At 43.9% G+C, this 24,717-nt stretch carries 22 protein-coding genes; 12 read left to right on the top strand and 10 right to left on the bottom strand.

The annotated features are described in order from the left end of the window. Nucleotides 1–14: 14 nt before the first annotated feature. Nucleotides 15–956, top strand: coding sequence for a LysR family transcriptional regulator (locus L2730_RS09350; protein ID WP_248974343.1), 942 nt, complete (start codon nucleotides 15–17; stop codon nucleotides 954–956). 105 nt (nucleotides 957–1,061) lie between these two features. Here the strand turns inward: L2730_RS09350 and L2730_RS09345 are convergent, their stop codons facing one another. Together L2730_RS09345 and L2730_RS09340 are read right to left on the bottom strand one after the other, a co-directional pair. Continuing rightward, on the bottom strand, nucleotides 1,062–3,092 hold the full coding sequence (locus L2730_RS09345) for a multiheme c-type cytochrome (RefSeq protein ID WP_248974342.1): 2,031 nt from the start codon (nucleotides 3,090–3,092) through the stop codon (nucleotides 1,062–1,064). Between the two features lie 375 nt (nucleotides 3,093–3,467). Continuing rightward, nucleotides 3,468–3,833, bottom strand: a complete 366-nt coding sequence (locus L2730_RS09340) for a nuclear transport factor 2 family protein (protein WP_248974341.1) — start codon at nucleotides 3,831–3,833, stop codon at nucleotides 3,468–3,470. A gap of 125 nt (nucleotides 3,834–3,958) precedes the next feature. Here L2730_RS09340 and L2730_RS09335 point away from each other — a divergent pair, with 125 nt between their 5' ends. Together L2730_RS09335 and L2730_RS09330 are read left to right on the top strand one after the other, a co-directional pair. Beyond that, the gene (locus L2730_RS09335; RefSeq protein ID WP_248974340.1) at nucleotides 3,959–4,876 is read left to right on the top strand and encodes a LysR family transcriptional regulator; all 918 of its coding nucleotides are present in this window, start codon (nucleotides 3,959–3,961) and stop codon (nucleotides 4,874–4,876) included. 124 nt (nucleotides 4,877–5,000) lie between these two features. After that, the gene (locus L2730_RS09330) at nucleotides 5,001–5,735 is read left to right on the top strand and encodes a YebC/PmpR family DNA-binding transcriptional regulator (RefSeq protein ID WP_248974339.1); all 735 of its coding nucleotides are present in this window, start codon (nucleotides 5,001–5,003) and stop codon (nucleotides 5,733–5,735) included. A 75-nt stretch (nucleotides 5,736–5,810) separates the two neighbouring features. Here the strand turns inward: L2730_RS09330 and L2730_RS09325 are convergent, their stop codons facing one another. The 4 genes from L2730_RS09325 to zntR form a co-directional block, all read right to left on the bottom strand. After that, nucleotides 5,811–6,218: a thiol-disulfide oxidoreductase DCC family protein gene (locus tag L2730_RS09325; protein ID WP_248974338.1), complete on the bottom strand. Its 408-nt coding sequence runs from the start codon at nucleotides 6,216–6,218 to the stop codon at nucleotides 5,811–5,813. Between the two features lie 11 nt (nucleotides 6,219–6,229). After that, nucleotides 6,230–6,880, bottom strand: coding sequence for a thiol:disulfide interchange protein DsbA/DsbL (locus L2730_RS09320; RefSeq protein WP_248974337.1), 651 nt, complete (start codon nucleotides 6,878–6,880; stop codon nucleotides 6,230–6,232). 99 nt (nucleotides 6,881–6,979) lie between these two features. Beyond that, nucleotides 6,980–8,293, bottom strand: coding sequence for an SO_0444 family Cu/Zn efflux transporter (locus L2730_RS09315; RefSeq protein WP_248974336.1), 1,314 nt, complete (start codon nucleotides 8,291–8,293; stop codon nucleotides 6,980–6,982). 2 nt (nucleotides 8,294–8,295) lie between these two features. Further along, nucleotides 8,296–8,799 carry a Zn(2+)-responsive transcriptional regulator gene (gene zntR, locus L2730_RS09310; RefSeq protein WP_248974335.1) on the bottom strand — a complete coding sequence of 168 codons (504 nt, stop codon included), beginning with the start codon at nucleotides 8,797–8,799 and terminating at the stop codon, nucleotides 8,296–8,298. A gap of 327 nt (nucleotides 8,800–9,126) precedes the next feature. On the opposite strand from zntR, the gene purH reads away from it, so the two are divergent. The 3 genes from purH to L2730_RS09295 all read left to right on the top strand — a co-directional run bounded on the left by purH (nucleotide 9,127) and on the right by L2730_RS09295 (nucleotide 12,756). After that, the gene (gene purH / locus L2730_RS09305) at nucleotides 9,127–10,716 is read left to right on the top strand and encodes a bifunctional phosphoribosylaminoimidazolecarboxamide formyltransferase/IMP cyclohydrolase (protein ID WP_248974334.1); all 1,590 of its coding nucleotides are present in this window, start codon (nucleotides 9,127–9,129) and stop codon (nucleotides 10,714–10,716) included. Between the two features lie 217 nt (nucleotides 10,717–10,933). Beyond that, nucleotides 10,934–12,229, top strand: a complete 1,296-nt coding sequence (gene purD, locus L2730_RS09300) for a phosphoribosylamine--glycine ligase (protein WP_248974333.1) — start codon at nucleotides 10,934–10,936, stop codon at nucleotides 12,227–12,229. Between the two features lie 308 nt (nucleotides 12,230–12,537). Further along, nucleotides 12,538–12,756 carry a hypothetical protein gene (locus L2730_RS09295; protein ID WP_220735528.1) on the top strand — a complete coding sequence of 73 codons (219 nt, stop codon included), beginning with the start codon at nucleotides 12,538–12,540 and terminating at the stop codon, nucleotides 12,754–12,756. A gap of 11 nt (nucleotides 12,757–12,767) precedes the next feature. On the opposite strand, the gene L2730_RS09290 is transcribed toward L2730_RS09295, so the two are convergent. Further along, complete coding sequence (locus L2730_RS09290) at nucleotides 12,768–13,571, bottom strand: SDR family oxidoreductase (RefSeq protein ID WP_248974332.1); 804 nt, start codon at nucleotides 13,569–13,571, stop codon at nucleotides 12,768–12,770. 196 nt (nucleotides 13,572–13,767) lie between these two features. Between L2730_RS09290 and L2730_RS09285 the strand changes: the two genes are divergently transcribed. The 4 genes from L2730_RS09285 to L2730_RS09270 all read left to right on the top strand — a co-directional run bounded on the left by L2730_RS09285 (nucleotide 13,768) and on the right by L2730_RS09270 (nucleotide 17,631). Then, nucleotides 13,768–14,469, top strand: coding sequence for a spondin domain-containing protein (locus L2730_RS09285; protein WP_248974331.1), 702 nt, complete (start codon nucleotides 13,768–13,770; stop codon nucleotides 14,467–14,469). Nucleotides 14,470–14,479: 10 nt separating this feature from the next. Further along, a complete protein-coding gene (locus L2730_RS09280) occupies nucleotides 14,480–15,211 on the top strand; it encodes a spondin domain-containing protein (protein WP_248974330.1) in 732 nt (243 codons plus the stop codon). Nucleotides 15,212–15,300: 89 nt separating this feature from the next. Beyond that, on the top strand, nucleotides 15,301–16,038 hold the full coding sequence (locus L2730_RS09275) for a response regulator transcription factor (protein ID WP_248974329.1): 738 nt from the start codon (nucleotides 15,301–15,303) through the stop codon (nucleotides 16,036–16,038). 48 nt (nucleotides 16,039–16,086) lie between these two features. Next, the gene (locus tag L2730_RS09270) at nucleotides 16,087–17,631 is read left to right on the top strand and encodes a sensor histidine kinase (protein ID WP_248974328.1); all 1,545 of its coding nucleotides are present in this window, start codon (nucleotides 16,087–16,089) and stop codon (nucleotides 17,629–17,631) included. 106 nt (nucleotides 17,632–17,737) lie between these two features. Here the strand turns inward: L2730_RS09270 and L2730_RS09265 are convergent, their stop codons facing one another. Then, nucleotides 17,738–17,950 carry a hypothetical protein gene (locus tag L2730_RS09265; RefSeq protein ID WP_220735522.1) on the bottom strand — a complete coding sequence of 71 codons (213 nt, stop codon included), beginning with the start codon at nucleotides 17,948–17,950 and terminating at the stop codon, nucleotides 17,738–17,740. A 223-nt stretch (nucleotides 17,951–18,173) separates the two neighbouring features. Beyond that, nucleotides 18,174–19,238 carry a uroporphyrinogen decarboxylase gene (gene hemE / locus L2730_RS09260; protein WP_248974327.1) on the bottom strand — a complete coding sequence of 355 codons (1,065 nt, stop codon included), beginning with the start codon at nucleotides 19,236–19,238 and terminating at the stop codon, nucleotides 18,174–18,176. A 514-nt stretch (nucleotides 19,239–19,752) separates the two neighbouring features. On the opposite strand from hemE, the gene rsd reads away from it, so the two are divergent. Next, nucleotides 19,753–20,220, top strand: coding sequence for a sigma D regulator (gene rsd / locus L2730_RS09255; RefSeq protein ID WP_220735520.1), 468 nt, complete (start codon nucleotides 19,753–19,755; stop codon nucleotides 20,218–20,220). Between the two features lie 155 nt (nucleotides 20,221–20,375). Here rsd and acnB read toward each other — a convergent pair whose 3' ends face one another. Then, nucleotides 20,376–22,973, bottom strand: a complete 2,598-nt coding sequence (acnB, locus tag L2730_RS09250; RefSeq protein ID WP_020914702.1) for a bifunctional aconitate hydratase 2/2-methylisocitrate dehydratase — start codon at nucleotides 22,971–22,973, stop codon at nucleotides 20,376–20,378. 421 nt (nucleotides 22,974–23,394) lie between these two features. Between acnB and hxpB the strand changes: the two genes are divergently transcribed. Continuing rightward, on the top strand, nucleotides 23,395–24,093 hold the full coding sequence (hxpB, locus tag L2730_RS09245; protein WP_248974326.1) for a hexitol phosphatase HxpB: 699 nt from the start codon (nucleotides 23,395–23,397) through the stop codon (nucleotides 24,091–24,093). The last annotated feature ends 624 nt before the right edge of the window (nucleotides 24,094–24,717 follow it).

The following is a 24,717-nucleotide window of genomic DNA, read 5'->3' as shown; positions in this document are numbered from 1 at the left end:
ATGAGTTTAAAGAAATGGATTTAAATCGAGTGCAAATGTTTGCTCAAGTCGTTGAGCAGGGAAGTTTCACTAAAGCCGCTAAGGAGTTAGGGATCACTAAGGCTACGGTCAGTCGAAAGATCGCCGAGCTAGAAGCTGACGTTGGAGTGCAGTTGCTATTTAGAACAACTCGAGCATTAAAGCTGACTGAGGCAGGAGCAAACTATTACAACCGGGTGCACCATATTTTGTCTGAACTGCAAAATGCCGAAGATCAACTCAGTGCTAGCCAGCAGACCATTACTGGCCATCTCAAAATTATCTGCCCAATCGAGTTAGGTCAGTTGTATTTTGGACGAGTCCTAGCAAAATTTCTAAAAGCCTATCCACAGATAACGATTGATGCAGAGCTAACTAATCGTATGGTAGATGTCATTGCCGAGGGAGTTGATTTCAACTTTCAAATTACCGAAAAACCTAACGAAGCTCTACAAACATATACACTGATGAATACCCCAAAAGTACTGATGGCAAGCCCTGAATATCTCAGTCAACATGGTACGCCACAAATCCCCGAAGACCTTAATCAACATCAATGTATTCGACTTTCGACCCCCTATGTTGATAATAGCTGGACACTATTTAATGGCGAACAGTGGATAACTGTTGAGCCAGAATCTAGGTTAGAAACCAATAACATCACCTTGGTAAGAGAGGCTGCAATTGAGGGACTTGGCATCGCCACTGTGCCTATTATCATTGGCAATGCGGCAATCGAGAGTGGCTTATTAGTACCAATACTTCAAGACTACCCAATGAAACAAAGCGCCGTTACTATGAGCATGCCACAACGGGTTTATCTCCCGAGAAGATACCGAGTGTTTATAGAGTTTTTATATCAAAGTTTATTTGAAAACTGGCAAGATCAAATCATTGATATACCGGACTTTATAACTAATCCAACCCAAGATGATTGAGTTTATTAAGATCGACTAAGTGGCAAAAATGAAAAAGGGCTCTTGGTAAAGAGCCCTAAAAAGTCATGGGTTAGTTATATGCAGGGAGGTACTAACCCTTACTTTTTATTCCATACGTTCAAATATGTGGAACTTCTCAATACCGTAAGACTTACCTTCGGCATGACAAGTCGCACAAGACTCTGAAGTAGGCTGGGTGTACCAATCTGCAACCACCTCTTCATCAATTGAACCACCTTGCTGAATCATATGATTTAGCGCTGACTCATCATTATGACAAGCAAAACAGTTAGCGGTAATAGGGCTTGCCATCTTAGTATTGTCACCACCATGGAAAGCTTTCGCACGGATAAACTGATTAGGGATCGCATACAGATCAATTCCATCAGCATGACATGCCACACAGTTTTCAGCGTTTAGCTTCGCGGCAGAGTTGGTAACAAGTACTTCTACTTCTTTACTCATCTCCGAACCTACAACCGCCTGTATCCCCCAGTGCTGAGCATGTACTAGCGGCCCAAAACCTGGAGCACTGTTAGCTTTCCAACCGACTTGAACATCACTACTCATAGCAGGAATAATGTAACCAGCTTCAACGCGTTTAGCATCTGTTTCGAACGCATCCATCGCAACAGTTCTCATACCTGAGCGATCTTGGCCGTTGTTATGACAAGCAACACAGTCTAAGCCACCTTCGTTATAACTACCGTTTTTATGGTAGTTAGTTTCATTGTTGTGACAAGTGGTACAACTATTAGCAGTCACCGAATGACGGCGTTCATAGTCTTGTGTTTTCACACCACTATGATCTACTGCGCCCGAGTAACTAGTGAAAGACACGCCGTCGTAGCCGCCGTCGTCATCAGCTTGTTTAAATGTCACACGAGTACTTGCTACTAAATCCGCAACTCGATAGTCAGTGTCTAATCCATCCAAGTGTGGGTAACAGATCGAACGGCTACCATCTTCATTTTCAATATACTGATCAGAACCACGTGGGCTAGGACGGCCTACTAAAGACTCGTTGTGGTAGCCATGAATGTAAGCCCCTGCATATGTCAAAGTATTCGCAGCATACATTTCACCAATATTGAGTTGTTGCTCAGTCTCACCAGCGGTATTGAATAACGATACCGTTGTACACCAACCACCCTGTGGATACTCTTCCCACTCAATTGAATCATCAATAAATGGCACAGATGTAGTGGTGTAGTGATCTTCTCTAAGTTGTGCTCTCTCCATTACCTTCTTATGGAATAAACGAACATCATCTGACTCACTAAAGCCGCTATAAGTCATAGTCACAGCCGTTGAGCCAACGCCAGCAGCATCATGACAATCAGTACAAGTCGTCATGCTATTTACTTTAGTGATCGGTTCAGCATGACAGGTGTAACAATTGGCCGGTTCAAAATCTTTTTCAAATTTCTGATGATTGATATGACCAATTTTTTGCATCGAGTTACGTGCGTAACCACCATCATCTCGCACAACATTACCATGGCAAACCATACAGCCAGCAACGAGATCCGTTTCGCCATCAGTATTGATTGCGGTATAGCTTGGATGCTTTAGTTTTGACGCAGCATAATCGACATGACAACCCTGACAGGTTGCTGTAGAGGTAGTGTGCAAGCCTTCGGTTTTATCGACAACCATATAGCGTGACTTAGCGATATTATCGCCCCCACCAACAGCAAGACGTATTATACCTTCGCTGCTACTATCTATCGCAGCCATTGGCGCATAGAACTCATAACGGCCATTATCAGTCATTGTCAGGCTAGCACCATCTGTTGCTTGGTCTGCACTGCCACCGACTATAGTGCCTTCGTAATCAGGGCGACTACGGGCGATACCCTTTTCTGTGAGTACAGCCATTTCTGCACTGGCATTCTCTAAACCTGAAATCAACAACCCTTCTTCGTTAGTAATTTCAAACTCAAATTTGATTGCTCCCTCTTCAAGGGTATGCGCTATCATTTCAACGTTAGTCGTTGTTGATTTCTCTACCACTGGCGGTAACGGGCTAGTGCCATCTTCACCGTCATTACCATCTTTGCCATCACTACAAGCTGTAAGCCCGAAAGCTGCCGCTACAATTAAGGCGACACCACATTTGTTAAAGCGCTTCATCATCACTCCAAAATTATTCTTTAGATGTGATCTTTACTCCCCCGTAAATACGGTAATGATTTTTAAACATTTAATGTGTGAATTATTCCCCATTAACGTAAAGCCTTTTCATCACTCATCACAAAAATATAAAGAGCAATTAATATACAGAATTAAATTAATGTTAAATTAATATCTACTGTATATTTAATAACTTACAGCTCATCAACAGGAAATAAAGATTGAAGGTATACCCTATATTATTCGGTATAAATAAGTGGTCGTTAGCCTCAAACATACAAAAACACCGACAAGTATGCCGACGTTTTTTATAGTAAATTTCACCTTGGCTTTCATCAAGAAAGCCTATGAATAATTAAACCGCTAGTAAAGCAACTATCCCAGTACTTCAAAATCATCATCAGCAAGCTTAGCACTACCATCTTGTTGCAACACCCACAGTTCTTTATGGATAACACCATGGGCTTTATTCATTTTCCAAGAAGAGGTCAGTAACACAGTATTGTCGTCTACAATGCTAAAGTTAGGTTCAATATATTCCACACTATTGAACCCTTCATTAATCAGATTTTGCCAAAATGCTTCAATCGCATCTCTACCCACAAACTCACCAAATGGTCGAGCATTCATTGTGGCATTCGCTTCATATTGCCCAGCGCACTGCTTTGCATCTTGGCTATTAAAACCATTTTTCCAAGTTTCACTCGCCAACTTAACGGCATTTAATAAGGTCGAAGACATTGTATAACTCCAATAGCTGTTGTTCCTTTCAAATTATGCAACCAGTTTACAGCTTAGATTGGTATTGATAACCTAACCAATACAGCACTCACTGTTCGATTAAACAGAACAACTATAGAGGTACTATGGATTATCTACGCCATATGGCCATTTTTAAGCAGATAGTCGATGCCGGCTCAATCAGTGCCGCAGCGGATAATTTAGCGTTGTCAAAATCAGTCGTGAGTCATCACCTTAAAAGTCTAGAGTCTGCTATTGGTGTACAGTTGTTGCATCGTACCACCCGCAAGCAACAGCTAACGCCTGCTGGCACTGATTTCTATCAACGCTGCACGCAAATGGCTGATATATCTCAAACCGCGTGGCAGGAAGCGCGTGATACTGGCGGAAACATTGCAGGTCCCATTAGAATAAGTGCTCCCCATGCACTTATTGATTCAATCGTTGCTCCAGCTATCGCTGAACTATGTCGTGATAACGCGCAGGTAAAGCCAACTATTTCCGTTGCCGATCAACGTATTGACCTACTTAGTGATGATGTTGACCTGGTTATTCGGGTCGGAAAGCTGCCTTCAAGCAATTTAATGCAGCGTAAGCTCGGCGAATTCAGAGATGTGGTCTGTGCGAGTCCAACGTATATAGAGCGACATAAGCACGAGATTGATGCCGAGCAGTGGCAATCTTTGGATTACATAGCTAACTCATGGCAAAAAGAAAGACTCGCTCATGAACTTGAGGCATTAGCACACCTCACTCACGACCAAACGTCTGCGCGAAAAAGGCTAGAGTTTGTTGCCAATAGATTCACCGATAATTCATCCGCGGTCAGCGCTTTAGCTAAAGCAGGCTTAGGCGTTGCACTACTACCTGAATTTGTATTTCAGCAAGCAGAGCTACAAAATCAATTAGCCATATTAGTGCCTGATCACCAATGCCCACTCAATGCCGTATATGCAGTGCATGATTTTGGCCAAAAACCACCACAACTAATAAAAACCACTATTGAGCTGCTGATGCGATATTTCAGCTCGAATAAAAGTTAGCGTAAAGCCTGCATAGCAGTTTTTATTGATCGGGATTAGTATTTTTAAAGGCCTGCACCTGATTTGTGCTAATAAAGCTGCTAACATTGCTGGCAATTTTTAAAGCTTAGTGAGAAAGATCAAGATGGGCAGAGCATACCAAAACCGCAAAGAATCCATGGCGAAAACTGCTGGGCAGAAGACGAGACTCTATTCTAGATACGGAAAAGAGATCTACGTTTGCGCCAAAAATGGTGGTTTCGATCCCGACGGCAACCTAGCGTTGCGTCAAATGATTTCCAAGGCTAAAAAAGATCAAGTGCCGGCTCATGTTATTGAGCGTGCGATCGAAAAAGCGCGTGGCGGTGGCGGTGAAGATTATGAAAGTGCTCGCTACGAAGGTTTTGGTCCTGGTGGATGTATGGTTATTGCCGATTGCTTAACAGACAACGGTAAGCGTACCTTTACTCAAGTGCGTCAGGCATTCGTTAAGAATGACGCAAAACTAGGTGGTCCAGGTACAGCTGGTCATATGTTCGATCATCAAGCTGTATTTGTATTTGCAGGCGATGATGAAGATGCGATCCTTGAAATGCTAATGATGGCAGACGTTGATGTAACAGACGTTGAGCTAGAAGATGGCATGATCAGTGTATACGCTCCACACACAGAGTTCTTTAAAGTTAAAACGGCACTCGCGGCTGAACTTCCTGCAGAAACAGAATATGTCATGGAAGAGATCACTTTCGTTCCACAAACTATGACAGCAATTACTGATGCAGAAGAAATTGAGCAATTTGAAAAATTCTTAGCTGCACTTGAAGATTGTGATGACGTTCAGAACGTTTACCACAATGCTGAGTTACCTACAGAAGCATAAATTTTCTGAAAGGTAATATAGATTACGAAAAAGGCACTCAATGAGTGCCTTTTTTAGTGGTTCTATAGTTATCGATTAATCTTCGATAAAGCGACTTTTTACTGCAGACGTTGGTAGCAGGCAAATAGCTCTTGTGCCAAATAGTCTATAACGCTGCTTTGCCAGTGCATTATAAAGTCCATCACGTATTATCTTTGGCAAAAAACGGCTAAAACGTAACAGCGGCCAAGGTGTATCAAGTGACTTTGCAATCTCTATTGCCGCATCACTGCGCAGGTAGCACTTATCACCCTTTATCAATATCACGCTATCTAAAGCAACCTCAGTCACCCCAAACTTAGACAGATACCGCCTACCGCTACTCGATTGCAGCGAGGCAAACATAAACCGTTGGTGTTTATCATGGTTAATCACAAAGTTAACGGCGCTATGGCATAAATTACATATGCCATCGAAGATAATTATCTGTGATTGTGTTCGCACTGTCGTCACCGTTAATTTACAGCTAAACGCCCCTTCTCCTTTTCGACCAGAAAACGAGTAATATCCAATACCTGCTCAAAGCTGTTTGCTGACTGATTCAGTACTAAGTAGCGGCCATTTACCACAATTGAAGGCGTACCATCGATTTCAGACTGAGCCATCACTTCGATTGCTTGAGCAAGCTGCTGGTTAATTTCAGCCGATGCCAATTGTCGTTCAAAATCAGCCTGACTAAGGCCGAAATTCTGTAAAAAATCAGCCAACTTTTGTGTTTGCAATTTACTATCACGGATCTCGCGCAGTGCCATCACCTCTTGAAATAGCGCAGCATGTGCCTTATCGCTATCAGCCATATTTTGCACGATGAAAAATACCTTGGCGTGCAGCTTCATAAGATCATTCCAAATTGCGGGTGACTGCACTAGGTCAACATCTGCAGCCATGGTTTTTTGCCATTGGTGCAGCGGTTGTTCAAATGATTCACAATGTGGGCAGCCATACCAAAAAAACTCCATCACTTCGATCTGTTCACCGTTAGTCGCAATCGGGGTTGCAAGCGCACGATAGTTCACCCCTTCAACATAATTGGCTTCGAGTGCATTTTTATCACCACAACCAATAACGACAAAGGTCAAAAGTAACAGCGTCAGTAATTTTTTCATTCGGTTTCCTTACAGTATGATTAGCTTACCCATTCAAGATGATCTAAATTAGCACAAAAAAGGCACTCAATGAGTGCCCTTAAATTTAATTCTAATACATTATGAACAGCAATCTCGGCGCCACCAGTTTTTAGGTAACATGTCTAAAAAGACTTTTGCCATTAAGATAGCCAGTAGTACGCCAGAGGAATACACCACTGCGGCAGGTAGTAAGTTATGATGCTCACCCACTTGCGGCATCACCACAAAACCAAAAGTTTCCACCAAATAGTTAACCAAAATCCCTGAGACTAATGCCACGCCTAACACACCACCTAAGTAGCCAAACAATGCACGTTTACCTAACTCTTTAGTCACCACACCTAAGGTTGCGATATTCGTTGCAGGGCCTGCCAACATAAATACCAAAACAGCTCCAGGTGAAACCCCAGCTAACAACAAGCCAGCAGCAATAGGCGTTGATGCTGTAGCACAGATATACATAGGCACAGATATCAGCACCATGACTAACATAGCTAAAATACCATCGCCCCATTTAGCCATAAAATCACCAGGAACATAAGTTGTGACTAGCGCAGCAAAGAACAAACCAATTAATAACCAAACTGTAGTATCGCGTACTAAATCAGTGGCGGCAAAATGCAGTCCCTTACCGATACGGCTAATAACTGATGTACCTTTAAGCTCAGTGGCAATATCTTTAGTCGACTCACAGCAACTCTCAGTTTCAGCAGCATCTGAACTCTTTGAGCTACAACATGATGTGCTCTCAGCCTTAGCAGCCGGTTTTTCACTGCTGCAACAGCTTGATTTTGTCTGCTCTGTCACTGGCGTTAAATTTAGCGGAGTAGCATTAGCAGACTGACTCATAACACTGCTCTGAGTCATTGGTTTCATACTGACTGTGGCTTTCTTTTCACTGCCACAACAGCTGCTAGTCTTGGCTTTCGGCTCCGCTTTGCTACTACAACAAGATGAGCTGGTAGCTTCTTTGGTATCAACGACAGGCTTAGTCTCATCGTCATCACGACCAACCAGCAAACCAGCTACGATTGCGCTGGTAACCGCAGCGATAGGTCTAACAATCGCCATAAATGGACCGAGTAGTACATATGAAACCGTCACTGAATCAACTCCGGTTTCCGGCGTTGAGACTAAAAATGATGTGGTAGCCGCTTTAGATGCACCGCTTCGACGCAGCCCTACAGCCGCAGGAATAACGCCACAAGAACATAATGGCAAAGGTGCGCCCAACACAGCCGCTTTGACCGTAGTTTTAAAACCATGACCACCCAGTTGCTTTTGCATCCATGCCATAGGCACGAACATTTTTAGCATTCCAGCTAGAAATAGACCGAGTAGCAACCAAGGGGCTGAATCAAGGAACAAGTCGATAAAGTTTGCAAATAACATAACTATTTCTCTTTTGAATTCTTACTAACTGCTTTGTTTTGGCAATTTTTAGTAAATTGCACATCATCATGAGTATGACTGTGATTTTCACAGCGAATATTGTCGGTACTTGATTCTAACGCTTCTAAAATAGAGCAATGTTCTGCGCTTTCAGGCCCACCGCAACAAGCTTGGGATAACCTTTGTAGCGATAGCTGAAAATGATTAAGCTCGGCAATTTTTGCTTCTACATTGGCTAGCTTGTCATCCACTAAACCTTTAACATCGGCGCATGCCCAATTGGACTTATCCAGTTCAATTGACAGCAGCTCGGTGATCTCAGCGAGGGTAAAGCCAACCGCTTTAGCCCGCAGAATAAAACGTAAGCGCTCTGCGTCATTTTCGGTATAGATGCGATAACCAGAATCAGTCCTTGAGGAAGGCGATAACAAACCGTGCTTTTCGTAAAACCGTAACGTATCCGTTTTGACCTCACACAGCTGCGCTAGCTCACCAATTCGATACATCGCTTTCCCCTTGTATAAACCATTTACATTGCTAAATATTATCGTGCACATATTTATCAATGAACCAAGTATAAACCTTGGAGTTGTATCCAAGGTCAAGGCTTATTCTGGCTAAAAAATTAGATCAAAGCTTGTTCTGTTTACCGTATTGTGAAATCGCGCAGAAAAAAACACCGCCAAGGGTAAAATTACGGTAAAATACGCGCGCCGTGACGGGAGAGTATAAATAGCGAGGGACTTTTGGAAAGCAGTGTAGAGGTAAGCAAGCCTAGTACTGTTCTGTTTTCCGAAAGATCCTTAAAATAACTACTGGACCCTGTACCTACAATGAATAATGCCAGACCTATTCGTCGCGCGCTGTTAAGCGTTTCAGATAAAACCGGAATCTTAGAGTTTGCACAAGCGCTGCATGCTCAAGGTGTTGAGCTACTATCTACTGGTGGCACCGCCCGCCTGTTGGCAGATAATGGTGTGCCTGTCATTGAAGTATCGGATTACACTGGTCACCCAGAAATCATGGATGGCCGTGTAAAAACGTTGCACCCTAAAGTGCATGGTGGCATTTTAGCGCGTCGCGGTATTGATGAGCTCGTTATGGAGCAAAACAACATCAACCCAATCGATTTGGTTGCAGTTAACCTGTACCCATTTGCCGAAACTGTTGCTAAAGAAGGTTGCACCTTAGCGGACGCTGTCGAAAACATCGACATTGGCGGCCCAACTATGGTTCGCTCTACTGCAAAAAACCACAAAGATACCACTATCATCGTTAATGCTAGCGACTACGGCCGCGTGATTGCAGAGATGCTAGCAAATGAAGGTAGCACAACGCTGGAAACGCGTTTCGATCTTGCTATTGCTGCTTTTGAACATACAGCAGCATACGATGGTATGATCGCTAACTACTTCGGTACAAAAGTGCCTGCTCACAGTAAAGATGAGTGTCATGAAGATTCTAAGTTCCCACGCACTTACAATACTCAGTTAGTTAAAAAGCAAGACTTACGCTATGGCGAAAACAGCCATCAAACAGCGGCTTTCTATGTTGACACTAACCTAGATGAGGCCTCTGTTGCGACTGCAGTTCAACTGCAAGGTAAGGCACTTTCTTACAACAACATTGCTGATACCGATTCAGCGCTAGAGTGTGTTAAAGAGTTTGACGAGCCAGCTTGTGTCATCGTTAAGCACGCTAACCCATGTGGTGTTGCGATTGGTGACAACCTACTTGAAGCTTATAACCGCGCATTCCAAACGGATCCGACCTCGGCATTTGGTGGCATCATCGCCTTTAACGGCGAGTTAGATGCTGCTACTGCAACAGCCATTGTTGAGCGTCAGTTTGTTGAAGTGATTATTGCTCCGTCAGTTAGCCAAGCTGCCCGTGATGTTGTTGCTGCAAAAGCAAACGTACGTTTGCTTGAATGTGGCCAATGGGCAAGCAAGACCACTAGCCTAGATTACAAACGCGTTAATGGTGGCTTATTGCTGCAAGATCGTGACCAAGGCATGGTTGCTATTGATGATGTTAAAGTCGTTTCTAAGCGTCAACCAACAGCTGCCGAAATGAAAGATCTCATGTTCTGCTGGAAAGTGGCTAAATTTGTTAAATCAAATGCCATCGTATATGCCAAGAACAGCATGACAATTGGTGTCGGTGCAGGTCAAATGAGCCGCGTATATAGCGCTAAAGTTGCTGGCATTAAAGCGGCTGATGAAGGCCTAGTGGTGCAAGACTCTGTGATGGCATCTGATGCATTCTTCCCATTCCGCGACGGTATTGATGCCGCTGCAGAAGCGGGCATTAGCTGTATCATTCAGCCAGGTGGTTCTATTCGTGACGAAGAGATCATCGCTGCTGCAGATGAGCACGGCATGGCAATGGTATTTACTGGTATGCGTCACTTCCGTCATTAATTTATAAAGGCTCTAGTTTCTATATATTGCTATCTAAATATTGGTTGCTAAATATTGGTTGCTAGAGTTTCTAAAAATTGATTTTTAACGTTTAGAGCAAGCCATTTTTTCTATGTCAAAGAAAGCACGCACAGATTCTTGTTGGTAAAAAATGCCAATACGTGAGCATGCTTGATGCAGAAATAGGAAAAATGGCGCAGCTATAAAAGGTAAAGATATGAAAGTATTAATTATTGGTGGCGGCGGTCGCGAACATGCATTGGCATGGAAAGCGGCACAATCGACGCAAGTTGAAACCGTCTTTGTTGCACCGGGTAACGCTGGCACAACGTTAGAGCCAAAACTGGAAAACGTAGCGATCAATGTTGAAGAGATCTCTGCCCTGGTGGCTTTTGCAACCGAGCAAAAGGTAGCCATCACTATTGTTGGCCCTGAAGTGCCACTCGCACTGGGTGTGGTTGATGCCTTTAATGAGGCAGGACTGCCAATATTTGGCCCAACCCAAGGCGCGGCGCAGTTAGAGTCTTCAAAAGCGTTTACGAAAGACTTTTTAGCTCGCCACAACATTCCTACTGCTGCTTACTCAAACTTTACAGAGATTGAGCCCGCAAAAGCTTACGTTACTGAAATGACAGCTAGTACTGGTTTTCCTATTGTCATTAAAGCCGACGGCTTAGCGGCGGGTAAGGGCGTAATCATTGCGGCTGACCAAGCAGAAGCTGATGCAGCAATCGAAGATATGCTAGCGGGTAACTTATTCGGCGAAGCCGGTTCTCGCGTGGTGGTTGAAGAGTTTCTGAAAGGCGAAGAAGCTAGCTTTATCGTGATGGTTGATGGAAAGAATATTCTTGCTATGGCCAGCAGCCAAGATCATAAAGCGCGTGATAATGGCGATCATGGTCCTAACACGGGTGGCATGGGTGCATATTCACCTGCACCAGTAGTTACCCAAGCAGTTCACGACTGGACTATTGCTAATGTTATCCGCCCAACGGTTGATGGTATGGCCGCTGAAGGGAATGTTTATACAGGCTTCCTTTATGCGGGCCTAATGATCTCTCCAGATGGCAGCGCAAAAGTACTTGAGTACAACTGCCGCTTTGGCGACCCAGAAACTCAACCTATCATGATGCGCCTTAAATCTGATCTGGTTGAGCTTTGCTTAGCATCAACCCGTGGTGAACTTGACCAGGTTACTGCCGAGTTTGATTCGCGTGCAGCAGTTGGCGTGGTATTGGCCGCAGGTGGATACCCAAATGCATACCGCAAACATGATGTGATTGAAGGTCTAGATCTTGGTAATAACGATGCCAAGGTTTTCCACGCTGGTACCAGCATGAAAGATGGCCATGTAGTGACTAATGGCGGGCGCGTGCTTTGCGCGACGGCACTTGGCAATAGTGTAACAGAAGCTCAAGCATCAGCTTATCAGTTAGTTGACACCATCCACTGGGATGATGTCTATTTCCGTACTGATATCGCTTACCGCGCTATCGCAAGAGAAAATAGCTAAAGCCATAGGCTGATGCTAAACCGATAAAAGCTCAGTTGTCACTGGGCTTTTTTATTTGTGCTCATCAAAGCAAGCATGCTGATATTTCGGCCCTAGCAAACATTAGCCATTGGGAAACCAATGACACACAGTGTGTGTCATATTTCTGCAAAAATTAAATCCCCCAACTTCATCTGCGCTCCAAAGCCTAGATCTACAAATCAGTATTTTTGTGATCTTGCTAACAAAAAGTTCTACACTCAAAGCGCAATATGTTTGTTCTAAATAAATATCGAACAATTAAATTAATCACTGCATAGGGGCACATTATGAAATATTCATTAGGAGATCTCGTCTATCAGGGCGAAACATCTGGCGTGCATAACTGGGATACCTTAGCTGGCACTTCATTTTACTGGCATCCAGATTGGCTGCATATTGCTGAGAATATGACCGGTCATACGCCTGCTATTCCGATGGAGCCATCAGATAATAAACCAACTAAAGACGATGCTGCAGCTGCTATTGTTAAACATCTAAATAAGTAAAATCATCGTTGCTACCGGCCTGAGGCAATGGCTTTTTTAGCTATTTTGTCTATCAGGCCAGGGGCAATGATCTTAAAGAACCGCCCTACTCGGCCTCTTAATGAGGTGATCAGTAACCGTTTTCGCTGAGCAATAACTGGCAACATAAGTTCAGCACACTTTTCAGCAGTCATAATTTTAGACTCTTGCATGGGCGTCTCACCGAGTGGCTTACCATGAGCATCTAATGCTCGTTTATGGGTTTGTGTAACGACAAAGTCAGGACAAATAACCGTCACAGCCACATTATCATCACTCAGTTCGATACGTAACGAATCAAATAAACCTATCAGTGCATGTTTTGAAGCTGCGTAACCTGAGCGTGTCGGTACTCCCGTCATTCCCGTTATGGACGCGACGGCAACAATCTGTCCTTCGCTCTTTTTTAAGTACGGTATAGCAGCATGGGAAAGATACGCCGGGCCAAGGTAATTAACCTGCATGATCTGCGACAGTACGCTTAAATCTTCAAGTTCATCAAAACGCGACCACATGGTCATGCCTGCATTATTCACCAAAATATCTAGCTTATCGAAGTGCGCTATACAGGCGGTAATCACCTGACTGCACTGCGATGAATTGGCTAGATCAGCAACTTGGATGAACGCTTCTGAACCGAGCGTACTTACCTCTTGTTGCAATGAAGCTAAGCGGGATTCATTACGGGCAGTCAGCAACAACTTACAGCCAAGCGGAGCCAATGCTAACGCCAGCGCTCGACCAATTCCTTCCGATGCGCCTGTAATTAAAATGACCTTCCCTTTAAGCTGCTCCATCTTCAGTTTCCTTATGATCAATACTCAGTTCTATTAGTAATTTAAAATAACAGTGATTCTGCAACTACATCTAAAATATACATTTTTCCTTATTAAACACCAGTTATCGCAATTGTTATACTTTTGTGATTATTTGGCGATATTCAGGTGATATCCCTTTGTCATGCTTAATCCATACAGTCAAAGGAGATAAATCATGAACATAAATAAACTCACTAAAGCCCTTTTCATCACTAGCCTTATGAGCCTACCGGCATCTGCTGCAGAGCTTGAAATCAGTGTTACTAACCTAACTCATGGTAACTACTTTACACCGTTACTGATTGCAGCACACGATATGGATAGCCACCTTTTCCAAGCGGGTGAAATGGCGACGCCTGCACTGCAAAAAATGGCTGAAGGTGGCGACATCGCCGATTTAGATGCCGCTGTCACTGGCGCTGGCGGAGTGACAGTCGCTAACCCAGCGATGGGGTTACTTGCACCAAGCGCTAAGGTAGACAGCATCATGCTAGATTCCGGCGACATGACCCACCTTTCATTAACAGCCATGGTGTTACCCACCAATGATGCCTTTGTTGGTTTAGATGCTTGGAAGATCCCAACCGAAGCCGGTACATACACATTTACTGTTAATGCTTACGATGCCGGCACTGAAGCCAATGACGAGATAATTAATGGTGGCGGTGCATCTGGTACTCCAGGGATCCCAGCAGCACCTGGCGGCGATGGCGGCATGAATGCAACAGGCATCATGGATAACAGCAACAACGATAAAGTGCATATTCACCCTGGCGTATTAGGTGATACCGATATGGATGGCGGCGTAAGTGACTTAGATAGCCGAGTGCATCGCTGGTTGAATCCTGTTGCTCGAGTGACTGTCATCGTGAAGTAGGAGAGAAGCCATGAACTATCCAATAAATATTTTCAAACGTAATGCGATAGCTTTAGTCGCTTTTACAGCAATCGGATTAGCAGGTTGTTCCGATAACGACAATGATACGCCGGCACCTGTTGTCCCGCCAGTGGTTGCGCCAGTGATGCAAGATTATAGCGTCACAGTCACTAATCTAACGGCTAACCAACCCATGTCTCCCGTCGCAGTCGTTGCCCACTCCAATGACAGCACGCTCTGGAGTACAGGTATGCCTGCCAGTGTTGCTTTAGAAATATTAGCTGAGTCTGGTGACAGCAGTGGTTTAACTGACGAAACAGGAGTTAATGAGCTATTAAGCGGTGCAGGTATTTTGGTTCCGGGAGGTACTGAAACCATTGCAATCAGTCTTGAACAAGCCGATGTCGCAGATCTGTCTGTAGTAACCATGTTGGTTAACACCAATGATGCGTTTACTGGCACTACAGGTTTTGACTTGGCAACGTTAGCGGTTAACGATACAAGTACACTGCGTGTTATTGCTTATGATGCTGGTACAGAAGCAAACTCTGAAGCTAAGGGGACTATTCCAGGACCTGCTGATGGTGGTGAAGGTTTTAATGCTGCACGTGATGACAACGACAAAGTGCACGCTCATCCAGGTATCATTAGCATGGATGACGGCCTGATGGACTCTGTGTTATCAGCCTCTCATCGTTTCGATAACCCTGTACTGTTAATCAAGGTAACACGTACTAAATAGTGTTAATTCCAAATTGATTAAAAATTTATCGAAATAAAAGCTCTTAAAGGTGGGTCTTGTTAAAAAGGGACCGCCTTCGGGAGCTAGGCATGAACGGATCAACGACCAATTTTTCAGCTGTTTCAAGCAAGACCATATTATTGATTGAAGATGAGCAGGACTTAGCCAAACTAGTCATGCTTAACCTGAAAAGCATGAACCATGCAGTTATTCACTGTGTGACGTTACAGCAGGCTAGCCAAGTGATTGCCACCAAGCAGATAGATCTTATCCTAATGGACAGGATGCTACCAGATGGAGATGGAATCACTCTTTGTCAGCAGATCCGCCAAGACGGTAATGAGCTACCTTGCATGTTGTTGACTGCGAAAGATTCGGAAGCTGATATTGTCTTAGGACTTGAATCTGGTGCAGATGATTATCTGGTTAAACCCTTTAGCGTGTTAGAACTAAGAGCAAGGGTCAAAGCATTATTAAGACGTGGAACACAATTAGCCCATCAAGATGAGTCGTTGGAGTTCAACGGTATTAGCATTAACTGTAATACCCGTGAGGTTATTGCTTTTAATGAAACATTAGAACTCACAGCCCGAGAGTTTGATCTTCTGCTCTATTTGGCTCAGCACCCAAAGCAGGTATTCAGCCGAATGCAGCTTTTAGAAGCAGTGTGGGGTTACTCCTATTCCGGCTATGAACACACAGTAAACAGTCATATCAACCGCCTGCGTAATAAGTTGGCGAGAAATGCTTGCACCACAGACTTAGTCAAAACAGTTTGGGGGGTCGGTTATAAATTTGCCCCACCAGCGAATCGGGCCGCATCTTAAGCTGGACATGATTACTGAATAATTGCGGGCTAAGCAGGAGAGCACAATATGAGAAGTTTGTTTAGCCGCATATTACTCGCGGCGACCTTAGTGATTTTTATTCTTTTCATCGCTCTATGGCAGTGGCTGCAGTTTAGCCAAGAGTTTAGCCGCAATCAGATCCAGCAATCACTTCACCGCGAACTCGCCGAACATATGGCGCATATTAATCCGCTACTCTCTAAAGGCATCACCTCTGATGCAGCATTAAAAGAAGCATTTCATGATTTCATGCTGCTAGGCCCAAGCTTTGAAATTTATACCTTAGATAATCAAGGGCAAGTTGTTGCCTATGATGCTAAAGAGGAGAAGATCAAACAGCAACAGGTGGATACCGATACCATTGAGCAGTTTATTCAAGGCGTTAACTTACCGATACTAGGAACCGATCCACGCTCAGAGCAGAAAGATAAAATCTTCTCAGCCGCAAAACTACTCACGCCTAGTGGGCAGCAGACTGGATATCTCTATGTCATCATTGGTGGGGAAGACTTTGATAGCTGGCAGACTATTGTTAGTGAGCACCAAGCGCCACAGTTTTGGACCACCGCTATTTTGATTGCCATTGGCTTTGCGATAATCTTGTTTATCCTGCTGCTTAAACTTTTTACAGCGCCACTTAGCAGACTCGAAAATGATCTGCGTTTAGTTGCTGCACAACAGCTCAACTCTGGAGTGACATTGCCGGGACAATATACCGGCAGTAGCGAGATTAATCAGCTCAGTCAGCATATTAATACCTTGCTAAAAGCGTTGAGTTTGCAACATCAAGCAATCAACAGACAACAAGAGGAGCGGCACGAATTTATGCTGCACCTGTCCCATGATTTAAAAACGCCGCTCACCTCACTACAGGGTTATATCGATACTTGGTTATTATTGCCGCCCCATGAGCGTAGCAGTGACTTAATTGAAATAGCCGCTAATTCAAGTCAACACTTGCAACAACTACTGGGGCAGATGCTAGAACTTGCCGCGCTAGAGAATGGTCAAGTGAAACCGCAGTGGCAGCAAATAAAACTGCAAGAAGTGTTGGATGAATTACAGCAAACGTTCGCTCCACGCGCCAATGGCAAAAGCATCTTATTGGACTTTGAAGACGCCCCAAGTCTCTATATCAATACCGATAGACAGCTGCTACTGCGCATCCTCAATAATTTGGTCGATAATGCAATACGCTACACCCCAGAACAAGGCGTTATCAGTATCAAGACGATAGCGAATAAATCCAGTGGAACAACCTGGCTGCAGGTCAGTGATAATGGCTCAGGAATGCACAAGCATGAACTAGCAGCGCTTAAACAGATGACGCAAAAACCTATGGCTATGACGGCCAAGCAAAGTGCGTTGCCGCAACTGGGTGTTGGACTCGCAATTGTCAGGCAGTTACTGGCCATCTTAAAGTGTGACATTCAAATTGACAGCCAGCCGGGTAAAGGTAGTCACTTTAGAATTGAATTACAGACTCGTCCACAGCTAATTGATGAACGAGCCAGTGCCGACAAGCTATTCAGTGCTGAGGGTGGTTTAGAAAATAGCGTCCATCAAGGATAGTTCATCGACTCGAGGCAAATAAAACAGCCGACTGCAGATAGCGTCGGCTGTTTAAATCTTAGCGGCGTATATGTATAGCTAACACCAAGCGGTATTACAGATATAGCTAAAACACACCTTTAAATACTTTTCTTAGCTTAGGGAAAGCAAGACTAATAAACACACCAAACAAGCTCATCCACATCAATATCACCAATACCGCTGTCATATAGATCCCCATTTCAGTATCGGCATTCGCAACATAAAAGTAGTGGGTGCCCTGTAGCAAACCAATAAAAATGGCTAAACATATAGCACTAAAAAGAATAGGTAGTTTCATAAATGTCGCCTCTTAACGTAGGTTTTTATTTGATGGAATGATAATAAAACACTGCAATCACTAACTAAAGTTAGTAACCATCTGCAATCCAGATACTTGCTAGCTTTGTGATTTTATTAATTTAACCTAATGCATTTTGGCGATGCTTGATAGCCCTATTATGCCAATTTTTGGCAATAAAAAAGCGAGCCATTGGCTCGCTTTAATCATCACGACAAGTAGATTACTTGTGGTACTTACCTGACAACTCATGTACTGAGTTGATAAATGAGCCCGCGTGCTCTGGGTTCACGTGTTGGTGGATACCGTGACCCAAGTTAAATACATGACCAGTACCTTCACCGTAAGAAGATAGGATTTGATCCACTTCTTGATGGATACGCTCTGGAGATGCGTAAAGTACTGATGGATCCATGTTACCTTGTAGTGCAACTTTGTTACCTACACGGCGACGTGCATCACCAATATCTACAGTCCAATCTAGACCTAGTGCGTCACAGCCTGTTTCAGCCATAGACTCAAGCCATAGTCCGCCACCTTTAGTGAACAAAGTAACTGGTACTTGGCGACCATCTGCATGGCGAGTTAGGCCATCAACGATTTTCTGCATGTAACGTAGCGAAAATTCACGGTATGCGTGGTGAGATAGCGCGCCACCCCATGAATCGAAAATCATTAGAGATTGTGCACCGTTAGCAACCTGAGCGTTCAGGTATAAGATCACTGAGTCAGCGAGCTTGTCTAACAACATGTGCAAAGTTGCTGGCTCTTCGTAAGCCATCTTCTTAATCTTTTCAAATGTCTTGCTTGAACCGCCTTCAACCATGTAAGTCGCTAGAGTCCAAGGTGAACCAGAGAAGCCAATTAATGGTACTTCGCCTTTAAGCTCACGACGAATAGTGCTAACAGCACGCATTACGTAACCAAGCTCATCTTCTGGATCAGGGATACATAGCTTCTTGATTGAATCGATAGTATCTGTAGGACGCTGGAAACGTGGGCCTTCACCTGTTTCAAAGTACAGACCTAGCCCCATTGCATCTGGAACAGTAAGAATATCAGAGAATAAAATCGCAGCATCTAGGTCATAACGACGTAGTGGCTGCAAAGTCACTTCACAAGCCAAGTCTTGGTTTTTACAAAGCGACATGAAATCACCGGCTTCAGCACGGGTTGCTTTGTACTCTGGAAGATAACGACCAGCTTGACGCATCATCCAGACAGGAGTTCTGTCGACAGGCTGTTTTAATAACGCACGTAAATAACGATCATTCTTTAATTCTGCCATTTGGCTTGATTCCTAAACTTATATTGATATCCGCTTGGGTCAGTAGTTTAGCATTTACGTTAGTAAAGTAACCTCTATCGGTGAAATTATGTGACCAGTAACTCGACAAATAGTCGCAACTAGGACGCAGTTAACATATTTATATTACTAACAGTCTTATTTCTAAGCCGTTAATGCTAGATCTCATATCTTCAATAACTGCGATCTGCAACCATAACTTGACTTAACCTAGGCTGTACAACTCTCAATGTGACAGAAAAAAGTTGCACCTACTGGTCAGCTTTGGTATAAAAAGTCTGCGCTAGCAAGAACAATCAAGAAGCTCGTCGCATCGAGCCCGCAAAACTTTACTCGCCCAGCGATAGAATTCTATCGCTGGGCTTTTTCTTTTTTGGCTTTCTGCCAGCTGGTATGTCCATTTAGCAATTAGTCATAAATCGTCCGAAAACAGTTGATCAAAGTCGCCGTTCTCCCTACATTAGAAGTTAGGGATAGTTTCATAACGGGAAAGATCATGCTAAGAAAGCTAGAAAAAGCCGAACAAAAATGGGGCGGTTCAAATACTCTTATAGATCAATGGCTAAATAACCGTCGTAACCTATTGATAAACTATTGCCAAATTGCCGGCATTCCACCTTATGAAGTGACCGAAAATTCATTGCCAGCTTTTGACTCCGTTAAAGCCTTTTGTGACCAATTAATGGACTATGTTTCAGAAGGGCATTTCGAGATCTATAACCAAGTAGTTACCGCCTGCGAGAAAAATGGCAGCTCAAGTCAGGAGCTAGCACAGCAGTTAGTACCTCAGATCAGCGAAACCACAGATACCGCACTCGATTTCAATGACAAGTACACTGAAGCGGAAGATGAAAAAGTGCTGTTCCATCTCGATAAAGATCTGTCATCTTTGGGTCATGCAATGGAAACACGCTTTGCGTTAGAAGATAAGTTACTGGAAGTGCTACACACTAAGCATTCATAGTCAGTAGTCGAGGTTGCTCTTAGCAAGATGTTCGCCTAAATCCCGAAGGTGTAACGTCATCTGCCAATAACTTTAGCAAACACATTCCAAGACAAAATCAGACATCAAAAAGGCCAGCTAATTAGCTGGCCTTTTTAGTACATCAAATCTATAGCTTATACAGCAGACTGGAAGATAACTTCGTCAGCCTTTTCTGTGTACGATGCAATCTGATCAAAGTTCAGGTAACGATAAGTGTCAGCTGCCGTTGCATCTAACTCTTTAGCGTATGTCTGATACTCATCAGGAGATGGCAAGCGACCCAATAGTGCTGCAACAGCTGCAAGTTCCGCTGATGCCAAGTAAACGTTCGCACCAGTACCTAAACGGTTCGGGAAGTTACGCGTTGAAGTTGAAACAACTGTCGAGCCTTCAGCAACGCGTGCTTGGTTACCCATACACAGTGAACAGCCAGGGATCTCAATACGTGCACCGACGCGACCGAAGATGGCGTAATAGCCCTCTTCTGTCAGTTGATCACGATCCATCTTAGTTGGCGGTGCAATCCACAAACGTGTAGGCAGAGTCGTAGCAAACTTGTCTAGCATCTTACCAGTGGCACGGAAGTGACCGATGTTAGTCATACAAGAGCCAACAAATACTTCGTCAATCTTAGTATCAACGACTGATGACAGTAGAATCGCATCATCTGGATCGTTTGGCGCACAAAGAATAGGTTCTTTGATTTCGTTCAAATCGATTTCGATAACTTCAGCGTACTCAGCATCGCTATCAGCTTCCATTAATTCTGGATTAGCCAACCACTCTTGCATTGCAGTAATACGACGCTCAATAGTACGACGATCGCCATAACCTTCAGCAATCATCCACTTAAGCATGACGATGTTAGAGTTTAGGTATTCGATGATAGGCTCTTTGCCCAGCTTAATAGTACAACCAGCCGCACTACGCTCAGCTGATGCATCAGAAAGCTCAAATGCTTGCTCAACTTTCAGTTGCTCAAGACCTTCAATCTCTAGAACACGGCCAGAGAAAGCGTTGATCTTACCTTTCTTCTCTACCGTCAACAGACCCATCTCAATCGCTTTATGCGGGATTGCATGTACCAAGTCACGTAGAGTCATACCCGGTTGCAGTTCGCCTTTAAAGCGTACCAAAATTGATTCTGGCATATCCAGAGGCATAACGCCCGTTGCAGCAGCAAATGCGACAAGACCTGAACCCGCTGGGAACGAGATACCAATTGGGAAACGAGTATGTGAGTCACCACCAGTACCTACAGTATCAGGCAGTAGCATACGGTTTAACCAAGAGTGGATAACACCGTCACCTGGACGCAGTGCAACACCGCCACGGTTCATGATGAAATCAGGTAGTGTATGGTGAGTGTTCACATCGATTGGCTTAGGGTAAGCCGCTGTGTGACAAAATGACTGCATAGTCAAGTCAGCACTAAAACCTAGACATGCCAGATCTTTAAGCTCATCACGGGTCATAGGACCGGTAGTATCTTGTGAACCAACAGATGTCATCTTAGGCTCACAATATTGGCCAGGACGAATACCTGTTACACCACATGCTTTACCAACCATCTTCTGTGCAAGAGTGAAGCCCTTACCAGTATCTGCCACATCTTGTGGACGAACAAATTCAGTAGATGCTTCTAGTGCTAGAGTTTCACGAGCACGGTCAGTCAAACCACGACCAATGATCAATGGAATACGACCACCAGCACGAACTTCATCCATTAAGACTTCAGTCTTTAACGAGAATTCAGAAATCACTTCGTCGCTATCGTGACGCTTAACAAGACCTTCATATGGGTAGATATCAATAACATCCCCCATCTCCATCTTGCTAACATCTAGCTCAATTGGTAACGCGCCAGCATCTTCCATGGTGTTGAAGAAGATTGGAGCAATCTTGCCACCCAGGCAGAAACCACCCGCACGCTTGTTTGGTACATTAGGGATATCATCACCCATGAACCAAAGTACTGAGTTAGTAGCAGACTTACGCGAAGAACCAGTACCCACTACGTCACCGACGTAAACTAGTGGGAAACCTTTAGTTTTTAGCGACTCAATCTCTTTAATTGGACCAACAACACCCGCTTCATCAGGAACGATACCGTCACGAGCATTCTTAAGCATTGCAAGTGCATGTAATGGGATATCTGGACGAGACCATGCATCTGGTGCAGGAGACAAGTCATCAGTGTTAGTTTCGCCCGATACTTTAAATACTGTTAGTGAGATTTTCTCGGCAAGTTTTGGACGAGATAGGAACCACTCAGCATCAGCCCAAGAATGAACAACTTGCTTAGCGTAGTCGTTACCCGCCTGCATTTTTTCCACGACATCATGGAAAGAATCAAACATCAGTAGCGTGTGAGACAGTGCTTTAACAGCAAGTGGAGCTTGTGCGTCGTTATCTAACTGAGCGATTAGTGGCTCAATGTTGTAACCACCTTGCATAGTGCCAAGCAGCTCAACAGCTCGCTCAGATGACAAGATGCTTGAAGATGCTTCGCCTTTTGCGACTGCATCTAGAAAGCCCGCTTTTACATAAGCAGCTTCATCAACACCTGGTGGAATACGGTTTTCTAGCAGATCAAGAAGGAATGCTTCTTCACCTGCTGGGGGGTTCTTAATCAATTCAACTAGCTGCGCCACTTGTTGGGCATCTAATGGCTTAGGGACTACGCCCTCTGAAGCACGTTCTGCGACGTGTTTACGATATGCTTCTAGCACGGCAACATTCCTCTTTGTTTGGCGTTCAATACCAATTCGAGATTGGTATAACAGCGAAACTGCTCGTCTTCAAATTGAAACTGACAGCTCGGCAGGCTCGACCCTTATTTCGACGCGTATTATACTACAGCTTTGCAAAAGTATGAATCAGATCACACTTGCTCTGATAAGAAATCGCACTCAAGTTACAAGTTCGCCAAACCATAGACTGTAAAGTCAGCAAAGAAAACTAGACAATAGTGTTAACCTTGGATTTAAACAAATAAATTCAATGCATTAAGCATTAATGTATTTTATATTTCTGCACGTTAGCTATTAACTTTCACTACAAAACGTACAATAATGCCTAGTATTATTTGCGAAAACACTGAAAATAATCACTAATATTCACCAAAGTTATAATGAACATAATTGGGGACTTATGGGTAAACCCGAACTTAAAGCCGTTATTTTCGATATGGACGGCGTGTTAATTGATTCCGAACCAGTATGGCAAATTGCCGAGCACAAGGTCATGACCGAGCTCGGTTTAAACATCTCTATTGAAGATACTGTGGAAACAACCGGCCTTAGAATCGATCAGGTTGTCGCATTTTGGTACGCCCGCTTTCCTTGGGCAAACTACGATAACCAACAAACCGCACAAGCTATTGTTGATCAAGTTGTAAGCCATATTAATGTTGATGGCGAAGCGATGTTAGGTGTAATAGCAGCGCTCAAAAGCTGCCAAGAGATGGGACTTAAAATTGGCCTCGCAACCTCTTCATCAAGTGACATCATTAATGCTGTTTTAAACAAGCTGGAAATTAGAGAATATTTTCAATCGATTAAATCAGCTGAACATCTAGCCTATGGCAAACCACATCCGGAAGTTTATTTAAATTGCGCCAATGGGCTCAATATTGATCCTATCAATTGTTTAGCCATTGAAGATTCATTCAATGGATTGGTCGCCGCGCGGGCTGCGAATATGCAAACTATTGCCATTCCAGAGCCTAAATTTGCCGATTTACCTAAGTGGGTTATCGCCCATCAGCAACTTGACGACCTTACTTTTTTGCCTGAGGTATTGGCATCCATCCCCGTGCTACCTGAAGATACAGGGTTCAGTGGGAATTGAATGGGCTTTAATCAAGGCATTGATTGCCATTAATGGTCGCTCCCTTGATAAAATCAATAACACGGAGTAAAGCCCATTAAAACCCATCGAAGAAGACCTTGTGCCTGCCCACTTCGTTGTTGCATTAACTTAAAAGGGAATAACCATTTCCACATTAATGCGCCTAGAATTGAACTGGCACAATGCCTCTGAAACGAGCATCTTCAGGTAGCACGGGGATAGAGTTTAGCTTGTAGCCTTACCAAGCTTCACTTGATCAAAGCAGTGGCGCTTCAGCAAACCCTCAGCGCCCCGGCGAAATTTAAACAGCAAAATGTCCAACGAAGGAGATTGCAGTTTGCTCTATTGGTCATTTATGCGCACGTGAAGCTTTTGCTGCATGTTTAGACGTATCGGGTTTAAAGCCATCATTGGCCACTCTAATGCCGATAGTTAGTGCTTTGATAACCCAGTGCAGAGGTAGCTGAGACCGTCGAAAACATGGATGTTTTCGTTGAGCTTACACGGACGTACTAGTAGTGTGCCTCAGCTACTTCTGCACATAAGCCGACCGCAGGCCATTGGAACCACTGTCGCCAAAAGTTACTGAATTTGACGACAATTGCCAGTGACGACAAGTCCACT

Origin of the sequence: Shewanella kaireitica, from assembly GCF_023284045.1 — a bacterium.
GTDB classification, from domain to species: Bacteria; Pseudomonadota; Gammaproteobacteria; order Enterobacterales; family Shewanellaceae; genus Shewanella; species Shewanella kaireitica.
Note: the sequence above shows the minus strand (reverse complement) of the source record. Positions and strands in the feature narration are given on the sequence as shown.